Annotated in this window: 17 protein-coding genes; 3 read left to right on the plus strand and 14 right to left on the minus strand. The window is 72.2% G+C overall.

Annotated features, from left to right (window positions below; translation table 11 throughout):
• Positions 1-13: 13 nt before the first annotated feature.
• The 7 genes from ACSW7Y_RS08035 to ACSW7Y_RS08065 form a co-directional block, all read right to left on the minus strand.
• Positions 14-3,772, minus strand: coding sequence for a chromosome segregation SMC family protein (locus tag ACSW7Y_RS08035; RefSeq protein WP_438125779.1), 3,759 nt, complete (start codon positions 3,770-3,772; stop codon positions 14-16).
• A gap of 69 nt (positions 3,773-3,841) precedes the next feature.
• Positions 3,842-4,813: a bifunctional DNA-formamidopyrimidine glycosylase/DNA-(apurinic or apyrimidinic site) lyase gene (gene mutM / locus ACSW7Y_RS08040; RefSeq protein WP_438125780.1), complete on the minus strand. Its 972-nt coding sequence runs from the start codon at positions 4,811-4,813 to the stop codon at positions 3,842-3,844.
• 3 nt (positions 4,814-4,816) lie between these two features.
• Positions 4,817-5,581 carry a ribonuclease III gene (gene rnc / locus ACSW7Y_RS08045; RefSeq protein ID WP_438125781.1) on the minus strand — a complete coding sequence of 255 codons (765 nt, stop codon included), beginning with the start codon at positions 5,579-5,581 and terminating at the stop codon, positions 4,817-4,819.
• A 13-nt stretch (positions 5,582-5,594) separates the two neighbouring features.
• Positions 5,595-5,798 (minus strand): 50S ribosomal protein L32, encoded by a 204-nt coding sequence (gene rpmF, locus ACSW7Y_RS08050; protein ID WP_022905230.1) that lies wholly within the window; start codon positions 5,796-5,798, stop codon positions 5,595-5,597.
• 44 nt (positions 5,799-5,842) lie between these two features.
• On the minus strand, positions 5,843-6,415 hold the full coding sequence (locus ACSW7Y_RS08055) for a YceD family protein (RefSeq protein ID WP_438125782.1): 573 nt from the start codon (positions 6,413-6,415) through the stop codon (positions 5,843-5,845).
• A 74-nt stretch (positions 6,416-6,489) separates the two neighbouring features.
• Positions 6,490-6,984, minus strand: a complete 495-nt coding sequence (gene coaD / locus ACSW7Y_RS08060) for a pantetheine-phosphate adenylyltransferase (protein ID WP_438125783.1) — start codon at positions 6,982-6,984, stop codon at positions 6,490-6,492.
• 33 nt (positions 6,985-7,017) lie between these two features.
• Complete coding sequence (locus ACSW7Y_RS08065) at positions 7,018-9,252, minus strand: ATP-dependent DNA helicase RecG (protein WP_438125784.1); 2,235 nt, start codon at positions 9,250-9,252, stop codon at positions 7,018-7,020.
• 96 nt (positions 9,253-9,348) lie between these two features.
• On the opposite strand from ACSW7Y_RS08065, the gene ACSW7Y_RS08070 reads away from it, so the two are divergent.
• Positions 9,349-9,912 carry an RsmD family RNA methyltransferase gene (locus tag ACSW7Y_RS08070; protein WP_438125785.1) on the plus strand — a complete coding sequence of 188 codons (564 nt, stop codon included), beginning with the start codon at positions 9,349-9,351 and terminating at the stop codon, positions 9,910-9,912.
• Positions 9,913-10,260: 348 nt separating this feature from the next.
• Here the strand turns inward: ACSW7Y_RS08070 and thiL are convergent, their stop codons facing one another.
• The gene (thiL, locus tag ACSW7Y_RS08075) at positions 10,261-11,256 is read right to left on the minus strand and encodes a thiamine-phosphate kinase (protein ID WP_438125786.1); all 996 of its coding nucleotides are present in this window, start codon (positions 11,254-11,256) and stop codon (positions 10,261-10,263) included.
• Positions 11,257-11,280: 24 nt separating this feature from the next.
• On the opposite strand from thiL, the gene ACSW7Y_RS08080 reads away from it, so the two are divergent.
• A complete protein-coding gene (locus ACSW7Y_RS08080; protein ID WP_058726648.1) occupies positions 11,281-11,766 on the plus strand; it encodes a DUF3515 family protein in 486 nt (161 codons plus the stop codon).
• A 175-nt stretch (positions 11,767-11,941) separates the two neighbouring features.
• Here ACSW7Y_RS08080 and ACSW7Y_RS08085 read toward each other — a convergent pair whose 3' ends face one another.
• The 6 genes from ACSW7Y_RS08085 to leuC form a co-directional block, all read right to left on the minus strand.
• Positions 11,942-13,027: a D-alanine--D-alanine ligase family protein gene (locus ACSW7Y_RS08085; protein ID WP_438125787.1), complete on the minus strand. Its 1,086-nt coding sequence runs from the start codon at positions 13,025-13,027 to the stop codon at positions 11,942-11,944.
• Positions 13,028-13,056: 29 nt separating this feature from the next.
• On the minus strand, positions 13,057-14,070 hold the full coding sequence (locus ACSW7Y_RS08090; protein WP_438125793.1) for an NAD(P)H-dependent glycerol-3-phosphate dehydrogenase: 1,014 nt from the start codon (positions 14,068-14,070) through the stop codon (positions 13,057-13,059).
• 91 nt (positions 14,071-14,161) lie between these two features.
• Positions 14,162-14,980 carry a lysophospholipid acyltransferase family protein gene (locus ACSW7Y_RS08095; protein ID WP_438125788.1) on the minus strand — a complete coding sequence of 273 codons (819 nt, stop codon included), beginning with the start codon at positions 14,978-14,980 and terminating at the stop codon, positions 14,162-14,164.
• Between the two features lie 5 nt (positions 14,981-14,985).
• Entirely contained in the window at positions 14,986-16,353 is a 1,368-nt protein-coding gene (gene murA / locus ACSW7Y_RS08100; protein ID WP_438125789.1) for a UDP-N-acetylglucosamine 1-carboxyvinyltransferase, read from the minus strand.
• Positions 16,353-16,949 (minus strand): 3-isopropylmalate dehydratase small subunit, encoded by a 597-nt coding sequence (gene leuD / locus ACSW7Y_RS08105; RefSeq protein WP_438125790.1) that lies wholly within the window; start codon positions 16,947-16,949, stop codon positions 16,353-16,355. The genes murA and leuD overlap by 1 nt, the downstream gene beginning before the upstream one ends.
• On the minus strand, positions 16,949-18,412 hold the full coding sequence (gene leuC, locus ACSW7Y_RS08110; RefSeq protein WP_438125791.1) for a 3-isopropylmalate dehydratase large subunit: 1,464 nt from the start codon (positions 18,410-18,412) through the stop codon (positions 16,949-16,951). Before leuC ends, leuD begins: the two co-directional genes overlap by 1 nt.
• 205 nt (positions 18,413-18,617) lie before the next feature.
• Between leuC and ACSW7Y_RS08115 the strand changes: the two genes are divergently transcribed.
• Entirely contained in the window at positions 18,618-19,685 is a 1,068-nt protein-coding gene (locus ACSW7Y_RS08115) for an FUSC family protein (protein ID WP_438125792.1), read from the plus strand.
• The last annotated feature ends 100 nt before the right edge of the window (positions 19,686-19,785 follow it).

The following is a 19,785-nucleotide window of genomic DNA, read 5'->3' on the forward strand; positions in this document are numbered from 1 at the left end:
CCGCTACGCGCCGCTACGCGACCGCGTCGGCCGGCTCGGCCGACCGCGCCTGCACGCGCTGCCCGACCACGGCGGACACGCGCTCCTGCCGCATCGACACCCCGTACAGCGCGTCCGCGATCTCCATCGTCCGCTTCTGGTGCGTGATGACGATGAGCTGCGACGACTCGCGCAGCCGTCCGAACACGGTCAGGAGCCGCCCGAGGTTCGCGTCGTCGAGCGCCGCCTCGACCTCGTCCATGATGTAGAACGGCGACGGGCGCGCGGTGAAGATCGCGACGAGGAGCGCCACCGCCGCGAGGGACCGCTCGCCGCCCGACAGCAGCGTGAGCCGGTCGATCTTCTTGCCCGCGGGCTTCACCTGCACGTCGATCCCGGTCGCGAGCAGGTCGTCCGGGTTCGTCAGCGTGATCGACCCCGAACCACCAGGGAAGAGGATCGGGAAGATGACGTCGAAGGCCTCGCGGGTGTCGTGGAACGCGGCCTCGAAGATGGTCTGCATCTTCTGGTCGAGCTCCTCGATGATCGTCATGAGGTCCGTGCGGGTCTTCTGGAGGTCCTCGAGCTGCTCGGCGAGGAACGCGTGCCGCTGCTCGAGCGCCTGGAACTCCTCGAGGGCGAGCGGGTTGACCTTGCCGAGCTGACCGAGGTCGCGTTCGGCTGCCGCGAGCCTGCGCTCCTGCTCGGCACGGACGTAGGGGACGGTCTCGACCTCGGACGCGTCGACGTCGTCGGTCGCGTCGTACTCGGGCAGCGCCGGCCCGCCGGGGAGGGTGGACTCGGCGTCGACGAGCACCTCGTCGACCTCGACGTCCTCGTCCTCGACCGCGGACGGCGTGTCGTCGGCGCCTGCCGTCTCCGGTGCGTCGTCGGCGGCTGCCGTCGCCGCCGCTCGCGCGCGCTCGGCCTCCCGGTGCTTCCGCGCGAGCACTCTGGGGTCGACGAGCACGTCGACGGGTACCGGGACGTGCGGCCCGTACTCGGCCACGAGCACCGCCTCCACGAGCCCGAGCTCGCTCTGCGCGCGGTCCAGGATGCCCGACACGTGCAACTTCTTCTCGTAGATCTCCATCTCGAGCGAGTGCACTCCGTCGGTCAGGGTCTGGAGGCGGTCGCGGAGCTCGCGTTCCTCGTTCCGGATCGTCTGCAGTTCGGTGTTGCGCTTGGACCGCTCGGACTCCTCGTTCGCCAGACGCACGCGGGCCTCGGCGAGTGACCGGTCGACGGCGCCGAGCACCGAGGGGAGGTCGGCGAGCACCCCCTCGGCGACGGCGATCTGGCCGCGACGGACGACGGCACGACGGGCGGCTTCCTCGGCGGCTGCCCGCTCCGCCCGGAGCTGCCGCTCGAGCCCGGCGGCACGGTTCCGCTCGGCACGCGCCCGCTCGCGGACGGTCTCCACCTGGATGCGCTGTTCGATCTCGGCAGCACGGGCCGCCTCGAGCGCCTCCTGCAGCGCCGGGCGTCCGGACGCGTCGACGGTCGGCCGCGGCTGGTCGGTGAACGCCGCGAGTGCTGCCTCCGCCTCGGCGAGCACGGCATCCGCGGACTCGACCGCACCGTCCGTCTCGGCCAGGGCCGCTCGGAGGCGCTCGACCTCGGCCGCCGCGTTCTCGGCACGCGCCCGCGAGGACGCGCTGCTGCGGTCGTACTCCGCGGTCGCCTTCGCGTGCGCACGCGACGCCTGGTCGGCTTCCTCCGCCCGGCGCCTCGCCTCGTCGACGGCGGCCCGAGCGGCCTGGAGGCGCGTGGCGGCGTCATCGACGTCCCTCGCGACGGCGTCGCGCCGGGTCAGGGCGTCGTCGCGTTCCGCGACCAGCTCGATGCGGCTGGTCATCCGCTCACCGCCACCCGTGATCCGGACGGCCCGGACGACGTCACCGGACCGGGTGACCACCGTCGCCTGCGGGGCGGCGGCGAGCACGGCCTCCAGGTCGACGTCCTCGTCCACCGCGATCAGCGTGTCACGCAGGATGGTGGCGATCGCCCGCGGGCCCTGCACGAGGTCGACCGCGCGACGGACGCCGGCGGGGAGCCGGTCGGGAAGGGCATCCACCGGGGTGGCGGCCGGGTGGGCGTCCGCGACCACCACGTCAACGCGGCCGATGTCGGCGGAACGGGCGTGCGCCACGGCGTCCAGCGCGACCGCGCGGTCGTCCGCGAGCACGGCGTCGGCGAGGCCGTCGAGCGCGACGGCGACCGCACCCTCCCAGCCGGGCTCGATCGTCAGGCTGTCGGCGAGGCGACCGGCGATGCCCGTACGGCCGGCCTCGATGAGGGCCCGCGACCCGTCGCGGACGTCGATCGACATCGCGAGGGCCGTGACCCGGGCATCGAGCGCGTCCCGCTCGCGTTCGAGGGCGTGGAGTCGGTCGCGGAGCTCGTCACGGGTCGCCTGCGCTGCCTGCTGCTGCTCGCGGGTGGACACGACCGCCTCGGTGAGCGCCGCCTCGTCGACACCCTCGGACGGGTCGCTTCCGATGTCGGCCAGGGCCGCGACCGCTCGGTCGGCCCGGTCGGTCGCCTCGGCGAGTGCGCGCTCCCGGCGCTCCCGGTCGGCCACGGCGGAGCCCCGCTTCGACCGGGCGACGTCGACCGCGGACCCGAGTCGCTGCGCCTCGAGGTCGTGCTGCGACACCAGGGCGGCCTGCGCCGCGATCTGCTCGTCGAGGGCGTCGAGCGCCGCGCGCGCTTCCTGCACGCGTGCCGCTGCGGTTCCCGACCCGGCGGCCATCTCCTCGGCGCGTGCCTCGAGCCGGTCGGCCTCGTCACGGACGGACTGCACCCGCTCGGGCGTCACCGTCGGACCCTGCTGCGGAGCGTCGGCCTGCTGCGCGAGGAACATCAGGCGCTGGTTCGCGAGGCTCGACAGGCCGCGGAGCCGCTCCTGCACGCTCTCGAGCCGGTGCACGACCGTCCGGGCGCGGTCGACGTCGTCGCCGACCATGCTCTGCTCGACCTGCTGCTGCCGGGCACGCGTCCGCTCGAGCCGTTCCTGCAGGAGGATGCGCTCGGACTTCCGGCCGGTCTCGACCTCGAGGTGCTCGTGGAGTTCGCGCCGGAGCCGGACCACGTCGTCGGCGAGGATGCGCGCCTTCGCGTCCCGGGCGACGGCAGCCACCGACTGGGCCTTGCGGGCGACCTCGGCCTGGCGACCGAGCGGCTTGAGCTGGCGACGGATCTCCCCCGCGAGGTCGGACAACCGCGTGAGGTTCGTCTGCATGGCCTCGAGCTTGCGGAGCGTCTTCTCCTTGCGGCGGCGGTGCTTGAGGATGCCCGCGGCCTCCTCGATGAAGCCGCGGCGGTCCTCCGGGGTGGCGTGCAGGACCTTGTCGAGCTGCCCCTGCCCGACGATGACGTGCATCTCGCGACCGAGGCCGGTGTCGCTCAGGAGCTCCTGCACGTCGAGCAGGCGGCAGTTCTCGCCGTTGATCGCGTACTCGCTGCCGCCGTTCCGGAAGAGCGTGCGGGAGATCGTCACCTCGGAGTACTCGATCGGCAGCAGACCATCGGTGTTGTCGATCGTGAGGAGGACCTGCGCGCGGCCGAGCGGCCCGCGCGTCGAGGTGCCGGCGAAGATGACGTCCTCCATCTTGCCGCCGCGGAGGGTCTTCGCGCCCTGCTCCCCCATCACCCAGGCGAGGGCGTCGACGACGTTCGACTTGCCCGAGCCGTTGGGCCCGACGATGCACGTGACGCCGGGCTCGAACGCGAACGTCGTCGGCTGCGCGAAGGACTTGAACCCCTTGATGGTCAGGCTCTTCAAGTACATGCGGTCTCCGGGCGTTCTGCTGCGCTGCTGCTGGCGGGCTGTGCTGCTGGCTGTGCTGCTGCGGGCAGGCTAACGCCTGCGGGCGCGGGGGCGTGGTTGGCACACGGGGCAGATGTGGCTCGACCGGTTCATGAAGGCCTCGCGGACGATCGTCGTGCCGCAGCGCGGGCACGGCTGCCCCTGCTGCCCGTAGACGTTGAGTCGCTGGGAGAAGTACCCGGACTGCCCGTTCACGTTGACGTACTGCGCGTCGAAGCTCGTGCCGCCGTCCTCGAGGGCCCGCCCGAGGACGCTCCGGACCTCGGTCAGGACCGAGCGGAGGTCCGCTCGGGTCAGGCGCTCCGCGGGTCGGTCGTAGTGGAGCTTCGCGGCCCACAGTGACTCGTCGGCGTAGATGTTGCCGATGCCGCTCACCACACCCTGGTCGAGGAGCACGCGCTTGATGCCGCTCCCGCGCTTCCGCGCCGCGGCGGTGAAGCGGTCGTCGTCGAACGCCGGGTCGAGCGGGTCGCGCGCGATGTGCGACACCTGGTGCGGGATGCTCCGGCGCCACGGCGCGTCCGGGTCCGTCTCGTCGACGTGCCCGGCGAAGCCCGCGGGAGCGCCGTCGACGGTCGGCACCATCGGGTCGAGCGCCATCGAGCCGAAGGTGCGCTGGTCGACGAACTCGAGCTGCACGGGGGCCTCGGGAGCCCCGTCGCGGTCGATGCCCGTCGGCTGCACGTCGATCAGGATGCGCCGGTGCTTCGCCGCGGGCCGGTCGCGACCGAGGAGGACCTGGCCGGACATGCCGAGGTGCGTGACGAGTGCCTCGGGGCGGTCGTCGTCGTGCTCGGGGCGCAGCGGGAACCAGAGGAACTTGCCGCGTCGGACGGCCGCGGCGATGGTCCGTCCGGTGAGGCGGTCCGCGAAGTCCTCCGCCGGCCCGTCGTGCCGGGTGAGGGCGCGGTCGTCGACGACGTCGACGTGGAGCACGCGAGCGCCGCTGACGGCGGGTTCGAGACCGGCGCGGACGACCTCGACCTCGGGGAGCTCGGGCACCGGTTACGCGGTCTCGGCGGAGCTGTCGGCGTCGATGCGCGGGGAGCCGTCGCGGCCGGAGAGCTTCGTCCACGCCTGGAGCGCGGCGGCCATCTCAGCGGCCTTCTTGCTCGACCCGGCGCCGGCGGAGACGTCCTCGCCCTGCAGCACCACGGTGGCGTGGAAGGTCTTGTCGTGGTCGGGGCCCTCTTCCGTGACCCGGTACGCGGGGTTGCCGAGCGCGAGCGTCGCGGCGAGCTCCTGCAGGCTCGTCTTCGGGTCCATGGCCGCGCCGAAGCGGTCCGGATCGACCAGGAGCGGCTCGACGAGGCGGAGCACGAGCTCGGTCGCCGGGTCGGGACCCGCCGAGAGGTAGGTCGCACCGATCACGGCCTCGACGGTGTCGGCGAGGATCGACGACTTGTCACGGCCGCCGGTCTGCTCCTCGCCCTTGCCGAGGCGGAGGTACTGGCCGAGACCGATCATGCGGGCGATCTCGGCGAGGGCCACCGTCGACACGAGGCTCGCACGGCGCTTGGCCAGCTCACCCTCGTCGAGGTCGGGGAACGACCGGAAGAGCTTCACCGTCACGGCCTGGCCGAGGATCGAGTCCCCGAGGAACTCGAGTCGCTCGTTGTGCCCGATGCCACCGTGCTCGTACGCGAACGAGCGGTGGGTCAGGGCGAGCTGGAGCAGTTCGAGGTCGATGTCGACCGCGAGCTGCTCACGCAGACGAACGACGTCCGGCCCCACGGGGCGGGACCCCGTGGCGCCGGACGTCGTGGTCATGCGTTCGGTCCGATCAGACGTCGGCGACCTTGCGGCCCTTGTACTCCATGTACAGCGGGGTGCCGGCCGAGTCCTCGACGACCTTCGCGCGGTGCGGGAGGCTGTAGGTGACCTTGCCGTTCTCGATCGTCTTCACGAGCTGGACCGGCGCGGCCTTCCACTGCGAACGACGGGCGTGCGTGTTGGCACGGGACTGCTTGCGCTTGGGAACGGCCATGGTGGTTCTCTTTCGGTTGGTCGGTGGTCAGTGGCGAGGGCGGTTCAGACCGACGTGCGGCCGTCGCCCTCGGGGCTCTGGTCAGGGGTGTTGCTGTCGTCGGTCGGCTGGAACCCGCTCAGGGCGGCCCAGCGCGGGTCCAGGACCTCGCGAGGGGTGTGGTCCTCGAGGTCAGCCAGACGCTCACCCGTCTCCGGGTCGAGGCCTGGGCAGTCCGGTCGGCAGACCGGCTGGAACGGCAGCGACAGCACCACCGCATCTCGAACGACCGGTTCGCAGTCCACGTGGTCATCGCGAACGAAGAAGTCGAAATCCTCCGAGACATCGTACGCGAAGAGCTCCGCGAAATCGACCTCGACGGGTTCGCTGATCTCGATCAGGCACCGGGAGCACTCCCCGAACGCCTCGGCCGACGCGTGTCCGGACACGAGGACACCCTCGTGCAGCCCTTCGAGTCGGACCTCGAGGTGCATCGGCGCGCCCTGACGGACGGAGATGACCCCGGCCCCCATCGCGTCCGGCACCTCGACGTCGAGCGAGTGCTCGCGCATCTCGCCCGGACGGTGCGCGAGGTCGCGCACGCGCAGGGCGTAGGGGCTGTTCACGGGGGAAGACACGATCGACAAGCCTAGCGGCATCCGGCCGGGACGTCGAGGTGGGCGCCCCGCGTGTCCCCGGCGGAGTACCCGGGTCAGCGTGCCGTGTGCTCCGCGAGCGCCCGCGCGACGACGTCGGGCACGTACGGCGTCACGTCGCCGCCGAGGGTCGCGACCTGCCGGATGAGCGAGCTCGACACGTGTGCCCGCGAGGCCTCGGGCAGCAGGAAGACCGTCTCGACGTCCGCGAGGTGCCGGTTCATGATCGCCATCGGGGTCTCGTACGCGACGTCCTCGCCCGAGCGGACACCCTTGACGAGGACCGTCGCCCCGACCTGCCGGCAGTAGTCGACCAGGAGTCCGGCGGTCCACTCGCCCACGCGCACGTTGTCCCGGACGCCGGTCTCGACGAGGGACTCCTCGATGAGCCGCACCCGCTCGGCGGCCTCGAACATCGCGGGCTTCTTGTCCGGGTTGTGCACCACGAGGACGTGGACCTCGTCGAAGAGTCCCGCAGCACGCCCGATCACGTCGAGGTGCCCGAGGGTCACGGGGTCGAAGGAGCCGGGGACGACCGCGATCTGCGCCATGCCAGCGACCCTACCGGGCACCCGACGACCGGCTCAGTTCTTGCCGAGGAAGGCCGCGTCGGACTCATCCAGACGTCGGGCGAGGGCTTCCCGGAGCGCCGGGTGCCCCGCGAGCTCCGGATCCGGCTCGAGGACGCGCTCGGCCTCGTCACGCGCGTCGACGATGAGGTCGGCGTGCTCGACGACGCGCAGCAGGTTGAGGGACGAACGACCGCCCGACTGCCGCTCCCCCAGCACGTCGCCCTCGCGTCGGAGTTCGAGGTCGACCCGCGCGAGCTCGAACCCGTCGTCGGAGGCCGCGACCGCGTCGACGCGCTCCCGGGACGGCGACTCGAGCTCGGCCGTGGTGACGAGGAGGCACACACCGGCGTACTGCCCGCGGCCGATGCGCCCGCGGAGCTGGTGCAGCTGCGACACCCCGAAGCGGTCGGCGTCGAGCACCGCCATCATCGACGCGTTCGGCACGTCGACCCCGACCTCGATGACGGTCGTCGCGACGAGGACGTCGATGCCGCCGGCGGCGAAGGTCGTCATGACGCGGTCCTTCTCGTCGGCGGTCATCCGCCCGTGCAGCACCTCGATCCGACGACCGTCGAGCACGGGCATCTGCCGCATCCGCTCCGCCGTCGCGAGGACCGTCGCCGGGGCGCGCTTCGGCGTGTCGTCGTCGACGGGAGCACCGGGCTCGGGTTCGCCGTCGTCCTCGGCGTGGACGTCGTCGATGGCCGGGCACACCACGAACGCCTGGCGTCCGGCGACGAGTTCCTCGGCCATGCGGGACCAGATGCGGGACTCCCACCCCGGGTGCTCGGCGAGCCCGACCGTGAAGGTCTCGACACCGGCCCGCCCCGAGGGCACGCCGGCGATGGTGGAGACGTCGAGGTCGCCGAACACCGTCATCGCGACCGTGCGCGGGATCGGCGTGGCCGTGAGGACCAGCACGTGCGGCGGCGTCTGGCCCTTGGTGCGCAGGGCCTCGCGCTGCTCGACGCCGAACCGGTGCTGCTCGTCGACCACCACGAGTCCGAGCTCGGCGAAGTCGACCCGGTCACCGAGGAGCGCGTGCGTCCCGACGACGAGCCGCGAGCTGCCGGACGCCGCCGCGAGGAGGGCGCGTCGACGCTCGTCGGTGGACTGCGACCCGGTCAGGATCACCGGGCGCAGCTCGGCCGCGAGGTCGGGCCCGAGGAACTTCACGATCGACCGCAGGTGCTGTGCGGCGAGGACCTCGGTCGGGGCGATGAGCGCCGACTGCCCACCGGACTCCGCCACCGTGAGCATCGCGCGGATCGCCACGAGGGTCTTGCCGGATCCGACCTCGCCCTGGACGAGCCGGTGCATCGGCCAGCTGCCGGCGAGGTCCGACGCGATCTCGGCGCCCACGGAGCGCTGGTCGTCCGTGAGCGTGAAGGGCAAGGAGGCGTCGAAGCGTTCGAGGATGCCGCCCGGCGACGCCGACCGCGGCGTCGAGGCCACGGCCCGAGCGGCGATCCGGCGCTGCACGAGGGCGGTCTGGAGCACGAACGCCTCGCGGTAGCGCAGGGCGTCCTGCGCGCGCTTGAAGTCGGCGACCTTCTCCGGCCGGTGCAGCAGTTCGAGCGCCCGCCGGTACGGCACGAGGTCGAGGCGCGCCCGCACGGACGCGGGGATCGGGTCGTCGAGGTCGGGCAGGGTGTCGAGCACCACCCCGATGGCCTTCGCGATCTGCCAGGACGACAGCGACGCGGTCGCCGGGTAGATCGGGATCGGCTGCCGAGACCACCGGATGGCCTCGTCCGAGCCGGGGTCGGCCAGCGAGCGCGGGTCGTCGCGGTCGAACAGCTCGTAGTCGGGGTGGGCGAGCTGCCGAGCACCCCGGTAGTCGCCGACCTTGCCGGCGAACACCCCGCGCGCACCGGGCACGAGGTCCTTCGTCCGCCACCCCTGGTTGAAGAACGTGAGCGTGAGGAGGCCCTTGCCGTCGCCGATCTTGGCCTCGAGGATGGACCCGCGACGGGCCCGCATCGTGCGCTCGCGGACGTCGACGACCTCGGCCACGATCGTCACGGACTCGCCGATCGCGAGCGAGTCGAGCGCGGTCAGCGCTCCGCGTTCGGCGTACCGGCGCGGTGCGTGCTCGAGGAGCTCCCCCACGGTGCGGTAGCCGAACGCCTTCTCGATCGCACTCGCGGTCCGACCCCCGAGCACGCTCGACAGCCGGGTGTCGAGCCCGCCGTCGGCAGACGGGGCGGGCGCGGCCGGGACAGCGTTCGGACCGGGGGTGACCACGCGACAACGCTACCCGGGACGACCGACGTGCACCGTGCCTCCAGGCCGGCCTGTGGAGAACGCAGGGGCGTCGCGCCGGGCCGCTACGGTGGCTGCATGACCCGCATCATCGCCGGCGCCGCCGGCTCCACGACGCTCCGGGTGCCGAAGACCGGCACCCGGCCGACGAGCGACCGCGTGCGCGAAGCACTGTTCTCGTCGCTCGAGTCGCGGGGCCTGGTCGACGACACGGCGGTGGCGGACCTCTACGCGGGCACGGGCGCGCTGGGGCTCGAAGCAGCGTCGCGTGGGGCGGTCGAGGTGGTGCTCGTCGACCGGGCGTCCGGTGCGGCGGCCGCGTGCAAGGAGAACGCGCGCGCTGTGCAGAAGCGGGTGCCCGGGGTGCGGATCGACGTGCACGCGCAACCCGCGCTCGGGTTCCTGCGACAGACCGTCCGGACCTTCGACCTCGTGTTCATCGATCCGCCGTACGAGGTCACCGAACACGAGATCGGCGAGGTGCTCGAGGCGCTGGTCCCGCGGCTCACCCGTGACGCGGTCGTCGTCGTGGAGCGCAGCAAGCGATCGCCCGAGCCGACGTGGCCCGCGGGGCTCGAGCCGTTCAGCAAGCGGAGCTACGGCGAGACCGTCGCGTGGGAGGCCGTGGTCGCCGCCGTCTGATCGCCACGTCCGCCCCGTGGTCGGCCTGGAGCACGGGTCGCCCGGTCGGCTCCGCTCGCCTCGGACGACGGGTCGCTCCAGGCGGTGACACGGACGGCCGTGCAGGTCGCGGCAGCGGCGCGTGCGGTCCGCGACGGTGCGCGTCGCGACCCGGCGTGGGTGTGGACGGGACTCCGGCGTGCGGTCCGGGCGGGACGGGCGCGGGGCCCGGGCATGACGGGCGCGTGGTCCGGGCGTGACGGGCGCGTGGTCCGGGCATGACGGGCGGGTGGTCCCGGCGTGACGGGCGCGGGGTCCGGGCGTGACGGGCGCGGGGTCCGGGCGTGACGGGCGCGTGGCTGTGCGCCGTCAGCCGGACGCACCGTCCCAGTCCGCGTATGGGTCCCAGCCGGTCGTCGCGACGGGCGCGCCGGCCGTGAGGACGTCGTGCGCTCCGCGTTCCCGCACGGTCCCGATGCGTCGGAAGCCCCCGGGCAGGACGGCCTCGGCGGGGAAGGTCGCGAGGAGTCCGTGGTCCTCGCCACCGTGCAGGGCGAGCGCATCGGGGACGGCCAGCGGATCGAGGTCGAGCGTCACCCGGCTCGCCCGTGCCAGCCGTCCGCCGTCGATCGCGAGTCCGTCCGAGAGGTCGAGCATCGCGGTGGCGCCGGACTCCGCCGCGAGCACGCCGTCACCGATCGGCGGGACCGGACGTCGCTGCCGCTCGACGTCCGGGTCCGAGTCGGCGCCGCTCGCGACCACCGCCGCACGAGAGGGCTCACCGGCGTCATCGACCCCGTCACGGAAGAGCCGTGCGAGTCCACGCCCGGCGCGTCCGAGCTCGCCGGACACCGCGACGACGTCGCCCGGCCGCGCGCCTGAGCGGAGCACCGGCGCGTGACCGCCGAGGTCGCCGAACGCGGTCACGGACACCGTGAACGTCGACGATGTCGAGAGGTCACCGCCCACGACACCACAGTCGGGGGCGAGGGCTTCGACCGCGAGGCGCACCCCGTCCGCGAACCGCTCGAGCACCGTCACCGGGGTGTCCTGCGGGGCCGCGAGCGCGATGACGAGCCCGGTCGGCGTCGCGCCCATCGCGGCGACGTCGGACAGGTTCGTCGCGGCGGCCTTCCAGCCGATGTCCTCCGGCGAGGACCACGCCCAGCGGAAGTCCGGACCGTGCACCATCATGTCGGTGGTCACGACGTAGCGGCCGTCGGGCGCAGCGAGGACCGCGCAGTCGTCGCCCGGGCCGACGAGGGGGTCGCCGACGGGAAGCCGGCGGACGATGCGGTCGAGGACGTCGAGTTCGCCGACCTCGCCCACGGTCGGTGCGGGCTGGTCCCGGTGCTGCGCGTCCACACGAGAACGGTAGCCTGGACGTCGATGGACACCGCGCGCCGCACCACCCGGACCACCGCGATCGTCGGTGTGGTGATCGCCCTCGCCGCGGGGCTCACCGGGTGCACGAACGCCGTCTCGATGACCGCGGCGCCCTCCGCGAACGCCGCCGCGTGCGCCGACGCCCAGGTCCGGCTGCCGAGCGTCGTCGGACAGGACGCGGCGCTGCGGAACACCGACGCCCAGTCGACCGCCGCGTGGGGCGACCCGGCCGTCGCGATCTACCACTGCGGGGTGGCCGTCCCGACCGTGTCCGACCTGCCGTGCTTCTCGAAGGGGTCCGTCGACTGGATCCGGGACGACCGTGGTGCGCAGGTCGTGTACACCACGTTCGGCCGGTCGCCGGCGGTGCAGGTCGTGATCGAGTCCTCGAAGGCGACCGACCAGGTCCTGCAGGACATCGGCACCGCGGTGTCGACGCTGCCGAAGGACGGTCACCGCTGCCTCGATCCCTCCGAGGTCAACGGCTGAGCGCTCCGCGGGCGCACGCCCGCGTGCGGCCCACGTGCGACTCGTCTGCGAAAGCGACAGGTACGCCGTGTCGCTTTCGCGAAAGCGACAGATCGCTGCTGGGGACGTGCGGCAGAGTGTCGCTCTCGCGGAAGCGACAGCGCAGACCGACCGCCAGCCGAGCCCACCCCGGCCCTCAGCGGACGGCGGCGCGGCCCAGCTCGATGAGCTCGGTGACGAGCTCGCCGTAGGAGACGCCCGTGGCCGCCCAGCAGCGCGGGTACATCGACAGCGGCGTGAACCCCGGCATCGTGTTCACCTCGTTGACCACGAAGCCGTCGTCGGTGAGGAAGCAGTCGACACGGGCGAGTCCGGCTCCCCCGATCGCCTCGAACGCGCGGGCACCGATGGACCGGATCTCGTCGGTCTGCGACCCGGTGACCGGGGCCGGGCAGAGCAGGGACTCGTCGCCGCCGAGGTACTTCGACTCGAAGTCGTAGAAGCCGTCCTCCGCCACGACGATCTCGCCCGGGAGGCTCGTGCGCGGCACACCGTCGCGGCCCTCGAGCACGGCGACCTCGACCTCGCGGCCGATCACCCGCGGCTCCACGATCACCTTCGAGTCGTGCTCGAACGCGAGGTCCATCGCGGCACCGAGCTGCGACGGCTCGTCCACGCGCGAGACGCCCATGCTCGACCCGGCCCGGGCGGGCTTCACGAACACCGGGAAGCCGTGCGCGGCGACCGACTCGGCGACGTCCACGGGATCCGTGGCCCACTGCCGTCGGAGCACGGTCGTCCACGGTGCGACACGGAGTCCGGCGTGCTCGAGCACGGCCTTCGCGACGTGCTTGTCCATCGCCAGGGCGCTCGCGAGGACACCGTCGCCGACGTACGGCAGGCCGGCGATCTCGAGCAGGCCCTGGATCGTGCCGTCCTCGCCGAAGGGGCCGTGCAGGATCGGGAACACCACGTCGACGTCGGGCACCGTCGTGATCGTGCCGTCGGCGTGCGAGACGACGAGGTCGCGCGTCGCCGGCGAGGTCGGGAACGCCACGCGCGTGCCGTTGTCGAGGACCTCGGGCAGGTGGCGGTCGTGGATCGCCCACCGCGCTGGGTCGTCGACCTGCAGGGTGAACGCGCCGTCCTTCGTGATCCCGATCGGCACGATGTCGTACGCATCGCGGTCGACGACGTCCATGATCCCGCCGGCGGTCACACAGCTGATCGCGTGCTCGCTGGAACGGCCGCCGAACAGCACGGCGACGGTGGTCTTGGCCATGGAGGACCCCTTGTGTGGTCGCGGACCCGTCACTCGCCCTGGGGCTCGTCGGTCTCGGTGAGGTGCGGCGCGATGTTGCGCGGGTCGAGCCTACCGGCGAGGACCTCGCCCACCTGGCTGACGATGGGCATGTCGACGCCGTTCGTCCGCGCCAGTTCGAGGATCGGCGCGACCGATGCGAGTCCCTCGGCGGTCTGGTTCATCTGCCGGACGACCTCGTCGAATCGGTAGCCCTGACCGAGCAGGCGACCGGCGGTGTTGTTGCGCGACAGTGGCGACTGGCAGGTGGCGATGAGGTCACCGAGTCCCGCCAGGCCGGACAGCGTCGAGGCCTGGGCGCCGAGCGACACCGCGAAGTCGGTCATCTCGGCGAGGCCGCGGGTGATGATCGACGCCTTCGTGTTCTCGCCGTAGCCGACGCCGTCCACGATGCCGATCGCCACCGCGATGAGGTTCTTCAGCACGCCGCCGAACTCGGTGCCGATCACGTCGGTGTTGATGAACGACCGGAAGTACGGGTTCGTGGCGACGGCGGCGACCGCGGTGGCGGTGTCGAGCGACGACGACGACACGACGGCCGCGGTCGGCTGCCGTCGGGCGATCTCGAGCGCGAGGTTCGGTCCGCTGGCGACGGCGATGCGGTCCCGGTCGATCCCGAGGCCCTCGTGCAGGACCTCGCTCATCCGCAGGCCCGTGGCCTTCTCGACACCCTTCATGAGGCTGACGACGGGGACGCCCTCGGGCAGGAGCGGCGCGATGGCGGCGAGGTTCGACCGCAGCGACTGGGACGGGACGGACACGTAGACCTGCTGGGCACCGTCGAGCACGGCGGACAGCGACGTCGACGCGGTGAGCGTGCGCGGGAGGTTGATGCCGGGCAGGTACTCCGAGTTCCGCTTCGTCTCGGTGATCTCGCGCGCCACCTCCGGGCGACGAGCCCAGACGACGGTGTCGGCGCCGCCCTCGGCGAGCACCTTGGCGAACGTGGTCCCCCAGCTGCCGGCACCGATCACGGCGACGCGCGGCTTGTCGGTCGTCTGCATCACCACCCGGATGGCGGCGGTGTCGACGGCGCCCGGCGCGGCGACGACGGGGTCCGGGTGGTCCTCGTGCGGGCGGAGGCCCGGTCCCTGGTCACTCAAACCTGCCGGTCTCCTTCTGGTTGTTCGCGGCCGGGTCCCAGCGGGTCGCCGGGGCCTGCTCGCCGCGGAGTTCCTCGAGCAGCTCGGTGATGCGCTGCATGACGATCGCGGTCGCCTCGACGAGCATCTGCTGGTCGATCGGTCGGCCGCGGTAGGCCGAGAGGTCGACCTCGTCGCCGACGATCACGTCGACCCGGGTCGGCGGGAACAGCTTCAGCTTCTTGCCGTAGCGCGCCATGATCCCCTGCGTGCCCCAGTGGGCCATGGGGATGAGCGGCACGTCGTTCTCGAGCGCGATCCGGACGGCGCCGGTCTTGCCGCGCATCGGCCACAGGTCGGGGTCACGTGTCAACGTGCCCTCGGGGTAGACGATGATGGCGCCGCCCTGCTCGATGACGGACTTGCCGCCGCCGAGCGGGTCACTGAGCCGGGTCCGACCGGAGCGCTCGACCGGGATCTGCCCCATGCCGGCCATGAGCTTGCCGAACACGGGGACCTTGAAGAGCGACGCCTTCGCGAGGAAGCGCGGCGCGCGGCGGGAGAGCCACACGGCCGTCCCCACCACGAGCGGGTCGATGTTGGTGAAGTGGTTCGGGGCGAGCACGAACGCGCCGCCCTCGGGCAGACGCTTCGGCCCGTGCCAGTGGTAGCGCGCGGAGAACCGGAACACCGGGATCACGACCGAGGCGGTGATGCGGAACGCGGTGTTCAGCTCACCGCGTCGCCACCGGCGCCCGGGCGTGGGCAAACCCGTCGTGACCTGCGAGGCGGAGCCGCGCCGCGCCTCCAGGCCGTCACCTGAAGCAGCCACGACGCTCAGCCGGCGAAGTCGAAGTCGGCGCCGAGCTTGCGGAGCTTCGGGATGAAGTGCTCGTAGCCCCGGCTGATGATGCCGACGTTCGAGATGCGCGACTCACCCTCGGCGGTCAGCGCCGCGATGAGGTGGCTGAAGCCACCGCGGAGGTCCGGCACGCGGACGTCCGCGGCGTGGAGCGTGGTCGGGCCGGTGATGACCGCGGCCTGCTCGAACGGCCGACGGGCGACACGGCGGTCGTGACCCGGCAGCCCCTCCTTGTGGACGACGATGTCGGCGCCCATCTCGTTCAGGGCGTCGGTGAAGCCGAAGCGGTTCTCGTACACGGTCTCGTGCACGATGCTCTGGCCGTCCGCCTGGGTCAGTGCGACGATGAGCGGCTGCTGCCAGTCGGTCATGAACCCGGGGTGCACGTCCGTCTCGACGACCACGGGACGGAGGGTCTCGCGCTCGCGGTAGAAGCGGATCCCGTCCTCCTGGATGTCGAACCCACCGCCGACCTTGCGGAAGACGTTGAGGAACGTCATGAGCTCCTGCTGCTTCGCGCCCTCGACGAAGATGTCGCCGTTGGTCGCGAGGGCGGCCGAGGCCCAGCTCGCGGCCTCGTTGCGGTCGTTGATCGCGCGGTGCGTGTAGCCGCGGAGCGACTCGACGCCCTCGATGAAGATCGTGCGGTTCGGCTCGACGGTGACGATCGCGCCCATCTTCTGCAGGATCGCGATGAGGTCCATGATCTCGGGCTCGATCGCGGCGTTGCGGAGCTCGGTGACGCCGGAGGCGAGCACGGACGAGAGCAGCACCTGCTCGGTCGCGCCCACGCTCGGGTACGGCAGCTCGATCTCCGCACCCTTCAGGCCGTCCGGCGCCGTCAGGTGGATGCCGTTGACCTGCTTGTCGACGACGGCGCCCATCGCACGGAGGGCGTCGAGGTGGAAGTCGATCGGGCGGTCACCGATGCGGCAGCCGCCGAGGTCGGGGATGAACGCCTCGCCGAGCTTGTGCAGCAGCGGACCGCAGAACAGGATCGGGATGCGGCTCGACCCGGCGTGCGCGTCGATCTCGGCGAAGTGCGCCGACTCGACGTTCGACGGGTCGAGGATGAGCTCGCCTCGTGCAGGATCCGTGATGCGCACGCCGTGGACCTCGAGCAGGCCGCGGACGACCTTGACGTCGGAGATGTCCGGGACGTCCCTGAGGATCGACGGGGTGTCGCCCAGGAGTGCCGCCACCATCGCCTTCGTCGCGAGGTTCTTGGCCCCGCGGACCTCGATGCGTCCCACGAGCGGCTTGCCGCCCCGGATGACGATCTCGTCCGACTTGAGCCCCACGCGAGCCCCTGCGGCTGCGGCGTCCTGTACGAGAGAGTTCACTACTTCACCGGCAATGTCTTCGGCCGCCAACGGGAGCGGCGGGATTCGAACTCCGTGATCGCGGTCTCGTCACGGAGGGTGAGCCCGATGTCGTCGAGCCCTTCCATCAACCGCCAACGAGTGTAAGCGTCGATCTCGAAGGGCACGTCCACATCGCCCAGCGACACGCGCTGCGACACCAGGTCGACCGTGGCGGACACCCCGGGGTTCCGCTCGATCTCGGCCCAGAGCGCCTCGACTTCCGATTCGGTCACGATCGCCGTGACGAGTCCCTGCTTGCCCGCGTTCCCCTTGAAGATGTCCGCGAACCGAGAGGACACGACGACCTGGAACCCGAAGTCGCGGAGCGCCCAGACGGCGTGCTCGCGCGACGATCCGGTGCCGAAGTCGGGCCCGGCGACGAGCACCCGCGCGCCCTGGTACTCGGGCTGGTTCAGCACGAAGTCGGGGTCCTGCCGCCACCCGGCGAACAGGGCGTCCTCGAAGCCGGTCTTCGTGACGCGCTTGAGGTAGACCGCGGGGATGATCTGGTCGGTGTCGACGTTCGAGCGCTTGAGCGGCGCGGCGATCCCGGTGACGGTGGTGATCTTGTCCATCAGAAGGTCCCCTCGGTGGCGGTGGTCTCGGTGTCGGTGACGGACGCCAGGGCGTCGTCGGTCTCGAGGTCCCACGGGCTCGACAGCGTCCCTCGGACGGCAGTCGCCGCGGCGACGAGCGGCGACACGAGGTGCGTCCGTCCGCCCTTGCCCTGCCGGCCCTCGAAGTTGCGGTTGGAGGTGGAGGCGCAGCGCTCCCCCGGCGCGAGCTGGTCGGGGTTCATGCCGAGGCACATCGAGCATCCGGCGAACCGCCACTCGGCACCGAAGTCGGTGAAGACCCGGTCGAGCCCCTCGGCCTCCGCCTCGAGCCGCACCCGGGCAGACCCGGGCACGACCATCACCCGCACCCCGGGAGCCTTCGTGCGGCCCTTGATGATCGACGCGAAGGCTCGGAGGTCCTCGATGCGCGAGTTCGTGCACGACCCCATGAACACCGCGTCGACGGCGATGTCCTTCATGGGCGTGCCGGCGGCGAGGTCCATGTACTCCAGCGCACGCGACGCGGCCGCCTGGTCGTTCGGGTCGCTGTAGTCCGACGGCGACGGCACGTTCTCGGACAGCGAGACGCCCTGGCCGGGGTTGGTGCCCCAGGTCACGAAGGGCTCGAGCTCGTCGGCGTCGATGAACACCTCGGCGTCGAAGACCGCGTCGTCGTCGGTCGCCAGGGTCTCCCAGTACGCGACCGCGTCGTCCCAGTCCTGACCGGTCGGCGCGTGGTCACGGCCCTGGACGTAGTCGTAGGTGGTCTGGTCGGGCGCGACCATGCCCGCGCGGGCGCCGGCCTCGATCGACATGTTGCAGATCGTCATGCGGCCCTCCATCGAGAGCGCGCGGATCGCGGAGCCGCGGTACTCGAGCACGTAGCCCTGCCCGCCGCCGGTGCCGATCTTCGCGATCACGGCGAGGATGATGTCCTTCGCCGTGACCCCCGGACGCAGCGTGCCCTCGACCGTGATCGCCATCGTCTTGAACGGCTTGAGCGGCAGCGTCTGCGTGGCGAGGACGTGCTCGACCTCGGACGTGCCGATGCCGAACGCCATCGCCCCGAACGCGCCGTGCGTGCTCGTGTGCGAGTCGCCGCACACGACCGTTATGCCCGGCATGGTCAGGCCGAGCTGCGGGCCGACCACGTGGACGATCCCCTGCTCCTTGTCGCCCAGCGAGTGCAGGCGGACCCCGAACTCCGCGCAGTTGCGGCGGAGCGTCTCGATCTGCGTGCGGCTCGTCGGGTCGGCGATGGGCCGGTCGATCGCGAGGGTCGGGGTGTTGTGGTCCTCGGTCGCGATCGTGAGGTCGAGGCGGCGCACCGGGCGGCCGGCCTGCCGCAGGCCGTCGAACGCCTGCGGGCTCGTGACCTCGTGCACGAGGTGGAGGTCGATGTAGAGGAGGTCCGGCTTGCCGTCCTCGCCCTTGACCACGACGTGGTCGTCCCACACCTTCTCGGCGAGCGTCTTTCCCATCGGCTCGGCCCTTCCTCGTTGACGTCGGTACGCCGCTGTCGCGGCTCGGTCCGGTGAGTCTAGCAGGTTGGTATACCAACGGGTGCCAGTGCGGTCCGGAGGCCCGTGACGGGGCCCGCCACGGGCCTCCAGGCCGGCGATCAGCACTGCCTGGAGGCCCGGTGCGGGTCGGCGACACCCGTCGCGGTGGGAAGATGGTCGCGACATGACGACAGCTGCGCACTCGACCCGGACCGTGAACCTCGAGGGCGCAGCACGCGCCGCGATCGCCGGCGGCGCGCCGCTCGCCCTGCTCATCGCGCTCGGGATGCCCGGGTACGCGGCCTTCGCGATGTTCGCCGGGTTCACCGCGATCTTCGGCGCGACCGAGCCCTACCGGCAGCGCGCGGTGACCACCGGCGTCGCGGGTACGCTGCAGACGGTGTGCATGCTCGCGGGCGTCGGTGTCGCGCTGCTCGGGCACCCGCTCTGGTTGCAGGCGGTCGGACTCGTGGTCGTGCTCGTCGTGGCCGTGTGCACGCTCACCGCGCTCCGCACGATCCCCGCGCAGCCGATCTTCCCCGTGTTCGCGTTCGTGGTGTCCGCGCTCGTTCCCCTGCGGCCGTCCGACGTGCCGACGGTGCTGGTGATCATCGTCGGCTCGGTCGCGTGGGCGTGGCTCGTGGCGATGTCCGGTGCGGTGCTCCGCCGGGTGTTCCACCCGCGTGCGCCGCACCGGTTCCGCCCGCTCGCGCCGCGGAAGCACCGCACGCTCGACGTCCTCCGGACCCCGGCGCTCCGCGAGACGGTCGCGCTCAACGTCGTCGGGTCGCTCGTCGCTGGTGGCATCGCCGAGACGATCCCCGGGCTCGGGCACCCGTACTGGGCGGTCATCGCGGTCGTGTCGACGCTCCCGGCGCTCCGGCAGCGGCACACCCTCCGTCGGGCGTGGCAGCGAGTGATCGGGACCGTCGGCGGCACGGTGATCGCGGTCGGGATCCTGTTGCTCGAGCCGAGCGTGTGGTGGATCGTGGTGATCGCCGTCGTCGGTCAGTTCTTCGCCGAGATCTTCGTCGCGCGGCGGTACGCCGTCACACTGCTGTTCCTGACGCCGCTCGCCCTCGCGGTGTCGTGGTTGAGCCTGCCCGAGGCACCACAGTTCCTCGCGCTCGACCGCATCGCCCAGACCGTGCTCGGGGCGCTCGTGAGCGTGGCGCTGCTCTTCGTGGGGCGGCGGGTCGAGCGTCGGCGGGGCCGTCCGCTCGGCGCGACGAGCGCGATCCCGACCGTCTGACCCGGAAGCGCGTGGTGTGCGGCGCCGCCGCGGCCGCGGGGGCGGGGCGGGGGCGTCGCACCGTGCGAGGCGCTCAGCCCCGCGCCGGACGGTGCGAGGC

Source organism: Curtobacterium flaccumfaciens (assembly GCF_051548005.1).
Taxonomy (GTDB): Bacteria; Actinomycetota; Actinomycetes; order Actinomycetales; family Microbacteriaceae; genus Curtobacterium.